The organism is Pseudomonas sp. SWRI111, assembly GCF_014268555.1.
In the GTDB taxonomy this organism is placed as follows: Bacteria; Pseudomonadota; Gammaproteobacteria; order Pseudomonadales; family Pseudomonadaceae; genus Aquipseudomonas; species Aquipseudomonas hamedanensis.
On sequence record NZ_JABWQQ010000045.1, the window covers coordinates 1 to 14208 of the forward strand.

Annotated in this window: 6 protein-coding genes; 2 read left to right on the forward strand and 4 right to left on the reverse strand. The window is 60.9% G+C overall.

Going from position 1 to position 14208, the window contains the following annotated elements; translation table 11 throughout:
* The first annotated feature begins 700 nt into the window (after nucleotides 1-700).
* The gene (locus tag HU755_RS26770; RefSeq protein WP_186638245.1) at nucleotides 701-6430 is read left to right on the forward strand and encodes a membrane-targeted effector domain-containing toxin; all 5730 of its coding nucleotides are present in this window, start codon (nucleotides 701-703) and stop codon (nucleotides 6428-6430) included.
* A 103-nt stretch (nucleotides 6431-6533) separates the two neighbouring features.
* Here HU755_RS26770 and HU755_RS26775 read toward each other — a convergent pair whose 3' ends face one another.
* Nucleotides 6534-6845: a YqfO family protein gene (locus tag HU755_RS26775; RefSeq protein WP_186551272.1), complete on the reverse strand. Its 312-nt coding sequence runs from the start codon at nucleotides 6843-6845 to the stop codon at nucleotides 6534-6536.
* A gap of 5 nt (nucleotides 6846-6850) precedes the next feature.
* Nucleotides 6851-10747, reverse strand: a complete 3897-nt coding sequence (gene purL, locus HU755_RS26780; RefSeq protein ID WP_186638246.1) for a phosphoribosylformylglycinamidine synthase — start codon at nucleotides 10745-10747, stop codon at nucleotides 6851-6853.
* A gap of 285 nt (nucleotides 10748-11032) precedes the next feature.
* On the opposite strand from purL, the gene mltF reads away from it, so the two are divergent.
* The gene (gene mltF / locus HU755_RS26785; protein ID WP_186621292.1) at nucleotides 11033-12493 is read left to right on the forward strand and encodes a membrane-bound lytic murein transglycosylase MltF; all 1461 of its coding nucleotides are present in this window, start codon (nucleotides 11033-11035) and stop codon (nucleotides 12491-12493) included.
* A 127-nt stretch (nucleotides 12494-12620) separates the two neighbouring features.
* On the opposite strand, the gene pdxJ is transcribed toward mltF, so the two are convergent.
* Together pdxJ and recO are read right to left on the reverse strand one after the other, a co-directional pair.
* Nucleotides 12621-13364: a pyridoxine 5'-phosphate synthase gene (gene pdxJ, locus HU755_RS26790; protein WP_186638249.1), complete on the reverse strand. Its 744-nt coding sequence runs from the start codon at nucleotides 13362-13364 to the stop codon at nucleotides 12621-12623.
* A gap of 39 nt (nucleotides 13365-13403) precedes the next feature.
* Complete coding sequence (gene recO, locus HU755_RS26795) at nucleotides 13404-14093, reverse strand: DNA repair protein RecO (RefSeq protein ID WP_186638251.1); 690 nt, start codon at nucleotides 14091-14093, stop codon at nucleotides 13404-13406.
* Between the last annotated feature and the right edge of the window lie 115 nt (nucleotides 14094-14208).

A 14208-nucleotide genomic window follows, 5' to 3' on the forward strand; every position in this document is an offset into this window, starting at 1 on the left:
TACAATTGAATCGCGTGGAGTCTGATGGATATGGGTCGGCTGGCAGGCCGCCTTCGCTGGCAAGCCAGCTCCCACAGAAAAGCAAAAGCAAGCCGCTCTGGCTTCTGACCACTCAACACGATGAGCGTTAGCTCAAGTACCGCCTTTGCTTCTCACCACTCAACACAATGAGCGTTAGCTCGAGTGCCGCTTTTGCTTCTCACCACTCAACACAATGAGCGTTAGCTCGAGTAACGCTCTTGATCTTGATGCACGGCGCCCGTCGGAAGGCTGAGCGGAGGGATTGATCCGGGGGTGGGAGCGCAGCGACCGTACGACGAAGTCGTACACAGCGGAAGGAGGTGCAGCGAAGCAAACCGGAAACGCTGCGCCCGGATCGATCCCGCAGCGAAGGCACCCCGAGCCACAGCGAGGGGCCGCACGTCAGGGCAAAAGGCCTTTGGTTACTTTGGGCCCCCAAAGTCACCCGCCGTAAGGGCGGAACCGCCAGCCGCAGCACCAAAAAAAACGGATATTCCCCCCAACCCGCCAGAGCCAGGCCAACTGTCAGGCCGCCTTCGCAAGCTGTAGCTCGCTCCCCCCCCCCAGTGAAGGGCACCACGCGAAAACCAGCGATCCCCCGCAATACATATCTACCACCAAAGCCGCCACCCCCCTCGCCATGCTGAAGGCTCTTCCCACCAGCCTGGAGACCGTGCCCATGAGCACACCCAACAGCCCACCCTCACCGGCAGAAACCAAAAGCGACCTCAACCAGATCGGACAAAACCTGTTCAGGATCGACACCCCACTGCTCGATGAACAACCGCCGACCGCCGAACAGCGCTACCTCAAGCGCCTCGACGAGCAGCTCAAGGACTACCGCGAACGCTACCTGCAACGTAGCCGTCCGCTGTACCAGAAACTGGCCAACAGCGACCTGCACAGCGAAGAAGGCAAGAAGCTGCTCGCGACACTGAAAATCCGCCTCAACACGCAACTGATCAACCTGGACCTGAACGAGCGCATCGAGGGCAAGCCTGCGAAAACCTACCTGATCTACGAGGCCGGGTTTACCGCTCTGGAACAGGAGGCCCGCCAGGCCGTCAAGGATCGGCTGCTGCACCCGCAAGTCGGCGCGCTCCTGGAAAAAACCGCGCTGGCGCCGATGCTGCGTCCGGCCATGTACGCCTTACAGTTCAGCTATCAGGAAAACACCGTCGAACTGGCCGGAGCCTTTGTCATCACCGAAAAGGATCACCCCAGGGTCAGCGACTTGCTTTCCGACCAGAGCGTCGGGTTTGCGGTGTTGTTCACCCCGGCCAGAGGTATTGAGTTCTTCGACTCTCTGGCCGACCTTGATGCTCACCTGCTCAAGTGTGTGAAGCACGCCACAGCCGAAGACGAATTCATGCACATGCTGCCCTCGCGTTTCCATGGAGTGGGCGTCGCCGGAATCTGGCCGCTGCAGCTGTCGTTGATCGACAGTGAGCCACTGTTCGAACATACCTATGATGCGTTGATCGATAAACGCACGCAGGATGTCGAACGCGCCTTGAGCCTGATCGACAACCCGCAACATGACGCTGCCCGGTTGTGCGCAGCGCTCGACCGGGCCATCGCCGACGTACTGCCGGACCTCACGCCGCGCCTCGAACTACGCGCGCAAACCTTGTTTGAACGCCACCTTTATTACAGCGCACCGGATTGGTATCGCAGCGCCAGCGAACCCCGCCGAACCGAACTGGCGCAGCATCTGCACAACTACAGCCAGGCGCGTCACGATCTGTTGCAACTGATGGGGGCGGCGACCAGTCCACCGACGCTGGCACGCTACCAATGGCTGGAGCGGCTCAGCGATGACCTGGAGATCGACGACCTTGATCCCGACCACTTACAGATCAATACCCGTCGCCATCTCGCCGGGTACGGCGTGTATGAGCACCAACGCAGCCTGACCGATCTGGCCCTGCTCTGCCCGCATACGGGGGATGAGTCGGCGGGTTCGGATTTTCTGCTCAAGACCACCCTCACGTACAACAACGCGCCGCTGCCTGAAGAATACGCAGACGTGACGCCGGCATGGCTGATCCGGCAAGCACTGAGCCTGCAACCACGAATCGATTTTTCCAACGTGCAAAAACAAATGCACGCGTTGCCCGCCGTCAGCCAGGCCATCGAGCATATGTTCGATCAGCGCATTGTCGCGCTGGCCTACACGGCGTGGCTGCAAGGCCATTTGCTCGCAAGTGACTGGCAATTGATTCAGGACTTGCGCGCCGGCAATGCGTCACACCTGCAAGCCGCGCTTTTGTCGCTGCACGGTGCGCAACTCCAGGACCTCTGGGTCCTGCGCCAGAGCGATGCCTCCGGCGCCCTCAAGCGCGTACTGCTGTGTACTCCGCAAGCCCCGCGAGAGCAGCAGTTTCAGGCGTTTGCCAGCGAGCTGGAGTGTCAGACCCATCTGCTCGGGTGGGCCGCTCACAATGACGCCGCCGACAGCATGAAAGCCTATCTGGTCAACCGCACGCCGCTGCGTTTTCGCCAGAACATGCAGAAAATCCTCGCGGCGCTGGGCTTCAAGCCTGAGGCGATGGAACACAAGGAAGTCAAATTCATCAATATCGGCACTCACCGCGATTGCCTCAGGGCTATGACCCGGCACTTGCTGGCTACGCGCGTTGACGACTATGACTTCGGCACCCCGCTGTGGTACCGCTCGACCTCGGCCAGCAACCGCAAAAAGCTCACCACGCTGACCGAAGAGGCCGAGTGTGTCCTTCGTGCATTCGACAAGCACCCTTCTTCGGGCAGCGGTTTTCAAGGCTTTGACGCCTATGTCCACGAACAGGCGAAAATCAGCCTCAACCGTCTGCTGAATCGTCCCGCCAACGACGTCGATCCGGATAGCGTGCGGGTACACGCTCAGACCTCGGTCGTGCCGTCACAGACACCGGCGCCGCTGACCTACACACGGTTGTTTCGTGACGGCTATCCAGATAATTTCGGCCTGATCGATCCGAAAATTTCGCAGTCGGCGCGTTTCACCGGCCCGCCGGGGATTGATGTGAGTGCACTGACCCCGCAAAACGTCGCGCGCTCGGTCACCGGCGTTTGGATCGGCCAACGTTATACCGACAAGGTCAAGGCCGAGCTGCAAAGCGCTGCAAGCGTGGGCTACGGATTGCGACGCAACACCACGCTGGCGATTACCCAGCGCCAGATGAAGCGCGCCGCTCTTGAATGCCAGTTGCAAGGACACATCGCCAGTGCGGACCTGCAATGGCTCGAACAGAGTATCGACAGCCTGGGCGATACGACGCCAGAGACACGCACTCGCTACGCCCTGCATCGCCTGATGATCGACGGCGAATGGGTCATCGACACCTGGCTGTTCAGCCACGACAAGAACCCGGTTCTGCTCTACACCCCGCAAGCACCGGACGGGGTCAGTTTCCGTGAAGCCAGGCTGTTCAATTACCTGCTCAAACAGCAGCCTGGATTCGGCGGATACCTCGCAGGACGGGTTGGGGTGCAAGCGCAAAGCCGGGTTCGCACGTTCCTCGACAGCGCTCGCAAAGGCTTGCCTGACAGGCTGAATAGAACCACGCCCAGCCCTTCGCGTTACGACTCGACCCGCTCGGTCGCGCCGGTCAGTGACATGCGCTACGCCCTTTACGACATGAAATTGCAGCGCAAGATCGACGATGTTCACGCTACCACCACCAGTCGTGCGCAGATGATCGGCGGGCTGATCTGGACCTGCGTCGAATGGGTCACGGCGATTGCCACCGCGCCCTTTCCGCTGCTGAGCCTGACCACCGGCGTGCTGCTGGCCTTCAAAGACGCCATGCTCGCCCTGCACGCCTACCGACAGGGTGACAACGCCATGGCGCTGCAGCATTTGCTTGGTTACCTGTTCAACAGTGCCGGCGCGCTGCTGACCGACCTGCGCCCGGCGCTGCGTTCGCTCAAACAGGTGGTGCGCTTGCCACGCCTGCGGGCCGCCGCAGCCACCCCCGAAGAGGCATTGAAGCTGATCGAACCGCTGGAAGCGGTTTCCACGCTGCCGACGGACATACAACCGGTGGTCTTCCGTGGACAGACCTTTTGGGCTGCGACAGATCCGGACTCACTCGGCCGCTTTCTGTTGCATCGCCTCGACCCTGACACCGGCACACTGCGCTCGACCGGCATGCTGGTATCACCCAACGCCGACGGCGTCATGGTGCGAAGCGGCGTGGCTGGCGGCGCGCCGAAGTATGAAGCCGTTTCGGACACGCCTGGGCTGCACAAGGAATTCGGCATACCGCCGCAATACCGCGATCGCCTTGAAAGCGCCATGAATCCAGAAACGCGCAAGGAGGTCATCGCTCGCAGCAAGGACTTTAGGAGCCACCCCGACACGATTGTCGGCGCCGCGGTGATGGATCTTCATGAGACGCGCAAGGCCCACCTGCTACAGGCCGAAAAACTGACCGCCGCCGCCACCCGGCATTGGGACACGCTGGCGCCACTGTCGGCCCGGGCCCCGGTTCCTGCTGTCTCTGCCGACACGACCTTTGCACAACTGATCGCCAGCGAAGCCTTCAGCGGCAAGAGCCTGGTGATCGGTGCCCGCCCCGGCTCCATTGCCAGCAAGCAAGCGCTGATCACGAACATTGACGCGCTGATCGAAAGAGGCTTCAAGCGCCTTTATCTGGAATACCTGCCGGACGATGTCTTTCATCTCAAGCTGGAAAAACTGAATAAGGGAGGCACCTGGCAGCACATCAAAGAACATTTGAAGGCCATCGACCGCGCATTGGGGTACCCGCCCAAAGCCCCGTTTTCTTTCGTGGCGCTTGTGCGCGAGGCGCGCAAAAAGGGTCTGAAGATCAAGGCACTGGATGCCTCCACCTCCTACCAGCTGGACGATGTGTTGAAACTTGAAGATGCTTCGCCGCTGACGCCACGAGGCAATAACATCCGCAACTTCTATTCGCACAAGGCCATTGCCGCCGACATCGCCGATACTCCGGACGAGCGCTGGATCGTCCTGGCCGATGATTCGCGAATGGTGACCCACAACACCACGCCAGGCCTCGCTGACCTGCATGACGCCATCGCCTTGCGCATCGAGGATGTCGCTCTGGGTCAACCGGCGAGGATCAAGGTCGATACCACCGGCGCGATCACCGGCGACGCAGCGGCCAAAGGCGATTACCACATGACGCTGCCCACCGCGTACAAAGCGCCGAGGACGCCGGCAAAAACCGTCGCTGCCTCCGGCTCCGGTACTGGGCATTTCGATGAGTTCGACATTGCATCGGTACACCACGAACAGCTGCATGAAATGCATCACCAACCACGCGGACTGGACCCGCGGTACGGGCACGTCATAAAGGCCAAGGCGGACGCGGCCGATGCGTTTATCGACATGCGCAAAAAACTGCTAGAGAAGGCAGAGAGTCATTTCACCCATTACACCCCGCCCGCTCGAGCGACACTGCCGACGCTCACTACGGACGCCACAGCGGACTCACTGTTCAAGCAAGTGGCCGACGGTGACTTTGCCGGCCTGGTGCTCGGCGAAGCCCATTCGGCGCAATCGAGCAAGGCGCTGTTGATCAAGCAGCTGGAAAAACACAAAGGCCGCTACAAAACGCTGTATGTGGAACATTTGCAGACCGATTTGCATCAAGCTGACCTGGACGATTTCTGTGCCGGCAAGACCATGTCCGCCCATTTGCGCCGATACCTGAGCAGTCAGGACGAAGGGCACATGCGGTTCTACAAAGGCACGACAGACAATTACACCAGCGTTATTGAAAAAGCTGCCAAATATGGCTATCGCATCAGAGCGCTTGATTGCGTCGCCAGCTATCACATGAACGCGCTCTCCGACCCGCGCGTACAGCGCAACCGCATGTTCAGCTATTTTGCCTCCAGAGTGATCGAAGCCGACCAACTGGCCAACGGGCCGCACAAGTGGATCGCCTTCGTCGGCAGCGCCCACACTGGTTACAACCTGGGGGTACCGGGCCTGGCGGATATGCTTGGTGCCGTCAGCCTGCACGTGCACGACACGACGCCCGCGCTCGCTCAACGCCTTCAGCGCGGTTACTGGGAGGTCGCCACCGAAAGCATGCCCACTGCCACTCGCGCAATACGCAGTGATTTCAAAATGGAGGTCGGCATCCCCGGCAAGCGGCTCGACCCAGCCCCCGCAGCTGTACAACGCGAACGCTTGACCGAGCCAGGGCAATTCATCATCGAGCGCCCGAATACTCGGGAAACCCGCCTCGTTCATCGATCTCGCACCGGTGAAACCGTCGAGACGCCGATCCAGGTGGACGACAAAGGCCTGTTTTTCATTGATTACCGGGATAGAGCGCTGGACCGTTTCAAAACCCTCGAAGAGCTCATCATGATGCTACGGAGCGAGTTCAATCTCAGGCCGGTGACCTGAGTCGACGATCTTGCGCCGGGCTGCCGCGGTTGGTAGCCCATCGCAGGCAACAAAAAACCCGCTGAAATCACTTTCAGCGGGTTTTCTGTTTCAACAGCAGCGGTCAGAAATCTGCCAACTGCCACACCTCATAAGCCGGTGTTTCGTAGGGATGACTAAGCTTCAACGCTGCCACAACAGCAACAATCAGCTCGTCTGCCACCACCAGCTCGACCTTCCACTCCTCAACCCGCTCAACCTGCCCCGCCTCGCCTATGAACGGCTGACTGCCGTCCAGAGGCCGAAACTGACCAGACCCGAGCACTTGCCAGGCGCAATGGTCATAGTCGCCAATTCGCCCGCCACCGGCAGCGAACACAGCGTCTTTGACCACTTCGACATGACTGTCGGGAACAAAAAAAGCGAGTTTGTACACGACGCTTAGTTCACCCACACGCGAGCGTTGCGGAACATGCGCATCCACGGTGCGTCTTCGTTCCACTCTTCCGAGCGCCACGAGTTCTGCACGGCGCGGAAAACCCGCTCCGGGTGCGGCATCATGATCGTCACGCGGCCGTCGCGGCTGGTGAGGCCGGTAATTCCGCGCGGCGAGCCGTTCGGGTTGGCCGGGTAGGCTTCGGTGACCTTGCCATGGTTGTCGACAAAACGCATCGCCACGCAACCGGACAGATCGGCTTCCAGCAACGCTTCCTCGCTGGAGAACTCGGCATGCCCTTCCCCGTGGGCGATGGCGATCGGCATGCGCGAACCGGCCATGCCCTGCAGGAAGATCGAGTTCGACTCCTGGACCTGCACCATTGCCACGCGCGCTTCGAACTGCTCGGAGCGGTTGCGCACAAAGTGCGGCCAGAACTCGCTGCCCGGGATCAGCTCGTGCAGGTTGGACATCATCTGGCAACCGTTGCACACGCCGAGGGTGAAGCTGTCGTTACGTTCGAAGAAGCCCTGGAAGGCATCGCGGGCGCGGCTGTTGAACAGCGCCGACTTGGCCCAGCCTTCACCGGCGCCGAGCACGTCGCCGTAGGAGAAACCGCCGCACGCCACCAAGCCTTTGAACTCATTGAGGTCGACACGGCCAGCGAGGATATCGCTCATGTGCACGTCGATCGCGCTGAAACCGGCGCGGTCGAATGCGGCGGCCATTTCCACCTGACCATTGACGCCCTGCTCGCGCAGCACGGCCACTTGCGGACGAATGCCTTTCTTGATGTAAGGCGCAGCGATGTCCTGGTTGACGTCGTAGCTGAGCTTGACGCTCAGGCCCGGGTTGTCTTCTTCCAGCAGCACGTCGAACTCTTGCTCGGCGCATTCGGCGTTGTCGCGCAGACGCTGAATCCGGTAGCTGGTCTCGGCCCACTGACGCTGCAACAGACGGCGCTGGCCTTCGAACACAGTGTCACCGTTGAAGGTGATGTTGATCTGGCCATTGTTGATCGGCTGGCCGATCACCGACACGCAGTCGCCCAGGCCAGCGGCGCTGAACTGCGCGAGGATGTCCGGGGTAGCGTCCTGACGAACCTGGATAACCGCGCCGAGTTCTTCGTTGAACAGGATCGCGGCGATTTCCGAGGCGGATTCGGCAACGCTGTCCAGGTTCAGGCTCAGACCGCAGTGGCCGGCGAAAGCCATTTCCACCACGGAGGTCAGCAGACCACCGTCGGAACGGTCGTGGTACGCCAGCAGATGACCGTCGGCGTTGAGGCCCTGGATCACCGCGAAGAAGGCTTTCAGGTCTTCGGCGTCATCGACGTCCGGCGCGTGCTGGCCGAGTTTGCCGTGCACTTGTGCAAGGATCGAGGCGCCCATGCGGTTCTGCCCGCGACCGAGGTCGATCAGGATCAGGTCGGTGGTGCCCTTGTCCATGCGCAGTTCCGGGGTCAGGGTCTGACGGATGTCAGCCACTGGCGCGAAACCGGTCACGATCAGCGACATCGGCGACGTCACGGTTTTTTCTTCGCCGTTGTCGTTCCAGCGCGTGGCCATGGACATCGAGTCCTTGCCCACCGGAATGGTGATGCCCAGCTCCGGGCACAGCTCCATGCCGACCGCTTTGACGGTGTCGTACAGACGTGCGTCTTCGCCCGGGTGGCCGGCCGCCGACATCCAGTTCGCCGACAGTTTGATGTCGGAGAGCTTGTTGATGCGCGAGGCGGCAATGTTGGTGATGGTTTCGCCGATGGCCATGCGGCCCGACGCCGGAGCGTCCAGCAGAGCCAGCGGAGTACGCTCGCCCATTGCCATCGCTTCACCGGTGTAGACGTCGAAACTGGTGGCGGTGACGGCAACGTCGGCCACCGGCACCTGCCATGGGCCGACCATTTGGTCACGCGCCACAAGGCCGGTGATGGTGCGGTCGCCGATGGTGATCAGGAAGCTCTTGCTCGCCACGGCCGGGTGGTGCAAAACGCGCTCGATGGACTCGGTGATATCGAGATTCGACGGATCGAAATCATCGCCCAGTTCGGCTTCGCGAACCACCGAACGGTGCATGCGCGGCGCCTTGCCCAGCAACACTTCCAGCGGCATGTCCACAGGGTTGTTGCCGAAGTGGCTGTCGGTCACGGTCAGCTGCGGTTCGGCGGTGGCTTCGCCGACGACGGCAAACGGGCAACGCTCGCGTTCGCAGATCGCCTGGAAGCGCTCGAAATCTTCCGGGCCAACCGCCAGCACGTAACGTTCCTGGGATTCGTTGGACCAGATTTCGTGCGGGGCCATGCCCGGCTCGTCGTTGGGAATGTTGCGCAGTTCGAAGCGGCCACCGCGGTCGCCGTCGTTGACCAGTTCCGGGAAGGCGTTGGACAGACCGCCCGCGCCGACGTCGTGGATGAAGCTGATCGGGTTCTTGTCACCCAGTTGCCAGCAACGGTCGATGACTTCCTGGCAGCGACGCTCCATTTCAGGGTTTTCGCGCTGCACGGAAGCGAAGTCCAGATCCGCCGAGCTGGTGCCGGTGGCCATCGAGGAAGCGGCGCCGCCGCCCAGACCGATCAACATCGCCGGGCCGCCGAGCACGATCAGCTTGGAGCCGACGACGATCTCGCCTTTCTTGACGTGTTCTTCCCGGATGTTGCCCATGCCGCCCGCGAGCATGATCGGCTTGTGATAACCGCGAACTTCATCGCCGTGCGGGGTGCTGATCGACTGCTCGAAGGTACGGAAGTAGCCCGTGAGCGCCGGACGACCGAATTCGTTGTTGAACGCAGCGCCGCCGAGCGGCCCTTCGATCATGATGTCCAGCGCGGTAACGATGCGTTCAGGCTTGCCGTACGGTACTTCCCACGGCTGTTCGAAGCCCGGGATCTGCAGGTTGGATACGGTGAAACCGGTCAGGCCGGCCTTCGGCTTGGCGCCGCGACCGGTTGCGCCTTCGTCACGGATCTCGCCACCGGAACCAGTGGATGCGCCCGGGAACGGTGCGATCGCGGTCGGGTGGTTGTGAGTCTCGACCTTCATCAGAATGTGCACCGGCTCCTGCACCGCGCCGTACTGGCGGGTTTCAGGATTCGGGAAGAAACGGCCGGCGACGTTGCCGACGATCACCGAGGCGTTGTCCTTGTACGCCGACAGAACGCCTTCGCTGTGCATCTGATAGGTGTTCTTGATCATGCCGAACAGGCTTTTTTCCTGGCTCTGGCCGTCGATGTCCCAACTGGCGTTGAAAATCTTGTGGCGGCAGTGCTCGGAGTTGGCCTGGGCGAACATCATCAGTTCGATGTCGTGCGGGTTGCGCTTCAAACCATTGAAGGCGTTGACCAGATAATCGATCTCGTCTTCGGCCAGGGCCAGGCCCAGTTCGGTGTTGGCCTTTTCCAGCGCAGCGCGACCGCCACCAAGAATGTCGATGGCCGTCAGCGGTTTCGGTTCGGCGTGACTGAACAGACCGGCGGCCTGCTCGAGACTGGCCAGCACGATCTGGGTCATGCGGTCATGCAGGGCGTCCGAAATCACTTGGGCTTCGGCTTCGCTGAACTGGCCGGCGACGTAGAAGGCAATACCGCGCTCCAGGCGCTGGATCTTGCTCAGGCCGCAGTTGCGGGCGATGTCGCTGGCCTTGCTCGACCACGGCGAGATGGTGCCGAAACGCGGCAACACCAGAAACAGACGACCGGTCGGCTCTTGAACCGGAACACTTGGGCCGTACTTCAGAAGGCGCGCAAGCACCTGCTGTTCGTCGCCGGTCAGGACGCCGGTGACTTCGGCGAAGTGAGCGAATTCAGCATACAGGCCACTGACAGCTGGAACCTTCTGGCTCAGTTGCTCAAGGAGTTTGCTGTGGCGAAAGGCAGAAAGGGCAGGAGCGCCGCGCAGGATCAACATCTTCGGGACAGCCTCGGGAAGGGGTGTGCTTTGAGGCCGTGCATTCTAGCCTAAACCGCCCTCAACATCACCCGAAACGCTACGCACGGTTGCACTCTGACCGCATTGTGTGTTTCTGCCCCAAAAGTCAGGTAAATCGTCCATTTGAGCGCTGCTTATTTTTACTGTAACAAAATGCCCTCAAGGCCCGTTTTCATGGGGTTTCGCTCGATTTTGTGACCCTTAGCAGACTCATACAGTGCTGTCGAGATATGGCGCCCGTGGCCGTTTGCGTATACTGCGCAGATGTTTTTCCCAACGGCTTTGCGTCCGCGGTACGCCAAATGGCTGATCGCAACCGGACTCTTCCTGATGCTCGGTGGCTGTGTTGATAAACCCAACACGCTCGAGCGCGTAAAGGAGGACGGTGTGCTGCGGGTGATTACCCGAAACAGCCCCGCCACCTACTTTCAGGATCGCAGCGGCGAAACCGGCTTCGAATACGAGCTGGTGAAGCGCTTCGCCGACGATTTGGGCGTCGAACTGAAGATCGAGACCGCCGACAACCTCGACGACCTGTTCAATCAGGTCGGCAAGCCGAATGGCCCGGTCCTCGCCGCGGCCGGCCTGGTCAGCAGCGACGAACGCAAAAAGCAGGTGCGGTTTTCCCACTCTTATCTCGAAGTCACCCCGCAGATCATCTATCGCAACGGCCAGTCGCGGCCGACCGATCCGGCGGACCTGGTCGGCAAGAAGATCACCGTGCTCAAGGGCAGCACCCACGCCGAACAGCTGGCTGAGCTGAAACAGAAATTTCCCGGCATCGAATACGAAGAATCTGACGCCGTCGAGGTGGTCGACCTGTTGCGCATGGTCGATGAAGGCCAGATCGACCTGACCCTGGTCGATTCCAACGAAGTGGCAATGAATCAGGTGTACTTCACCAACATCCGCGTCGCCTTCGACCTTGGCGATGCGCGCAGCCAGAGCTGGGCGGTCGGCCCGGGCGAAGACAACAGCCTGCTCAACGAAATCAACGCGTATCTGGACAAAGTACAGAAGAACGGCACCCTGCAACGCTTGAAAGACCGTTATTACGGCCACGTTGATGTGCTGGGCTACATGGGCGCCACCACTTTCGCCCAGCATTTGCAGCAGCGCCTGCCAAAATACGAACAGCACTTCAAGAACTACGCCAAGAAGGAAAAAGTCGACTGGCGCCTGCTCGCCGCCATCGGTTATCAGGAATCGCTGTGGCAACCGACGGTGACCTCAAAAACCGGCGTACGCGGCCTGATGATGCTGACCCAGAACACCGCGCAGGCGATGGGCGTGTCCAATCGCCTCGATCCGAAACAGAGCATCATGGGCGGCGCCAAGTACCTGGCGTATATGAAGGATCAGCTCGACGACTCGATCAAGGAACCGGATCGCACCTGGTTTGCCCTGGCCGCGTACAACGTCGGCAGCGGTCACCTGGATGACGCGCGCAAATTGACCGCCAAGGAAGGTCTGAACCCGGACAAGTGGCTGGACGTGAAGAAAATCCTGCCGCGCCTGTCGCAGAAACAGTGGTACAGCAAGACCCGCTATGGCTACGCCCGCGGCGGCGAGCCGGTGCATTTCGTGGCGAACATCCGTCGCTACTACGACATCCTGACCTGGGTGACTCAGCCGCAGCTTGAAGGTGATCAGGTCGCTGAGGGCAATCTGCACGTGCCGGGGATCGACAAGTCAAAACCGGCGCAAGAGCCTGCTCCGCTCTAAAAGCCACCCCAAATCCAAATGTGGGAGCGGGCTTGCTCGCGAATGCAGAATGTCAGTCGACATCATCTCTGACTGATACACCGCTTTCGCGAGCAAGCCCGCTCCCACAGTTGTTATGCGGTGTCCTTTAGACTTTGGCGGCAGCCAGGATCAGCGCCTTCATTTCCGATACGGCGGATTTGAACCCGACAAACAGCGCATGCGCCACCAGCGCATGGCCGATGTTCAACTCGTTGATGCCCTTGATCGCCGCCACCGCCTCGACGTTGTGGTAATGCAGACCATGCCCGGCATTGACGATCAGCCCCTGCGCCAGGCCAAACGCGACACCGTCAGCGACACGTTTGAGCTCTTCAGCCACTTCAGTCGGAGTTTCGGCATCGGCGTAGCGCCCCGTGTGCAGCTCGATGGCCGGCGCACCGACGCGCTTCGATGCAGCGATCTGACGTTCATCAGCATCAATAAACAGCGACACTTCGCTGCCGATCTTCGACAGACGTTCGACCGCAGCCCTGATGCGTTCTTCCTGCCCTGCCACATCCAGACCGCCTTCGGTGGTCAGCTCCTGGCGGGTTTCCGGGACCAGGCAGATGTGCGCCGGGCGAATGCGCTCGGCGAACGCCATCATCTCTTCGGTGACACCCATTTCGAAGTTCATGCGCGTTTGCAGGACATCCTTGAGCAGCAGCACGTCGCGCTCCTGGATGTGCCGGCGATCTTCACGCAGGTGCACCGTGATGCCATCGGCCCCCGCCTCTTCCGCGTCCAGCGCCGCCTTGACCGGGTCCGGGTAGCGCGTGCCACGGGCCTGACGCAGGGTGGCGACGTGGTCGATGTTCACGCCAAGAAGAATGCGATTGCTGGTGGTCACGGGTGCGCTCCTGAAATGAGAGATTCGGCGCACAGCATATCAGGGCTTGCGGAACAGCTCGCGGCTTACAAGGGGACGACCGCCGAGGTGAACGGCCAGCGCCTGACGCATCAGGCGCTTGGCGGCAGACAGGGCGCCGGGGGCGGACCAGTCGGCTTCGGCCATGGCCAGCAGTTCGGTGCCGTTGAACAGGCCCGGCTGCAGCAGATGGACCTGCTCAAGCCCGGCATCCACTTGCAGACGATAGAGACCGCCCGGCGCGATCGGGTCGCCGTGCAGGTCCGTATTCAGAGAAAAGCCGTAGCCGAGATCATCCAGCAAACGCCATTCGAAGGACCGCAATAACGGCTCCAACGGGCGACCTTCAGCCAGGGCCAGCAGCGTCGCGGCGTAGTGATCAAACACGGCAGGATGTGGATCTTCGGCAGGCAACAGGCGAATCAACAACTCGTTGAGATAGAGACCACTGAACAGCGCCTCGCCATTGAGCCACGCCGAGGCGCCGGAGCTTTCCATGCGCCCGACATTCTTCAGCTCGCCCTTGCCACGAAACTCCACTTCCAGCGCCACGAATGGCCGCGCCAGCGTCCCGGCCTTGCCTCGCGCACTGCGCAACACCGCCCGCAACCGACCTTGCGGCGTGAGGAAGTCGACCAGCGCGCTGGTCTCGCGATAAGCGCGCGAGTGCAAGACGTAGGCGGGTTGGGCGGGAGGCGGGTTTTGCGACATTGAGTTCTCGATGAAGAAACGCATTCTTGAGATCAACATAAACCAAATGTGGGAGCGGGCTTGCTCGCGAAGGCGGAGTATCAGTCGAAAAATGTATCGACTGATACTCCGCCTT

Bases quoted from the DNA above. Each gene is read 5' to 3' on its own strand.
- mltF (WP_186621292.1), top strand. From the start codon at position 11,033: ATGTTTTTCCCAACGGCTTTGCGTCCGCGGTACGCCAAATGGCTGATC.
- HU755_RS26770 (WP_186638245.1), top strand. From the start codon at position 701: ATGAGCACACCCAACAGCCCACCCTCACCGGCAGAAACCAAAAGCGAC.
- recO (WP_186638251.1), bottom strand. From the start codon at position 14,093: ATGTCGCAAAACCCGCCTCCCGCCCAACCCGCCTACGTCTTGCACTCG.
- purL (WP_186638246.1), bottom strand. From the start codon at position 10,747: ATGTTGATCCTGCGCGGCGCTCCTGCCCTTTCTGCCTTTCGCCACAGC.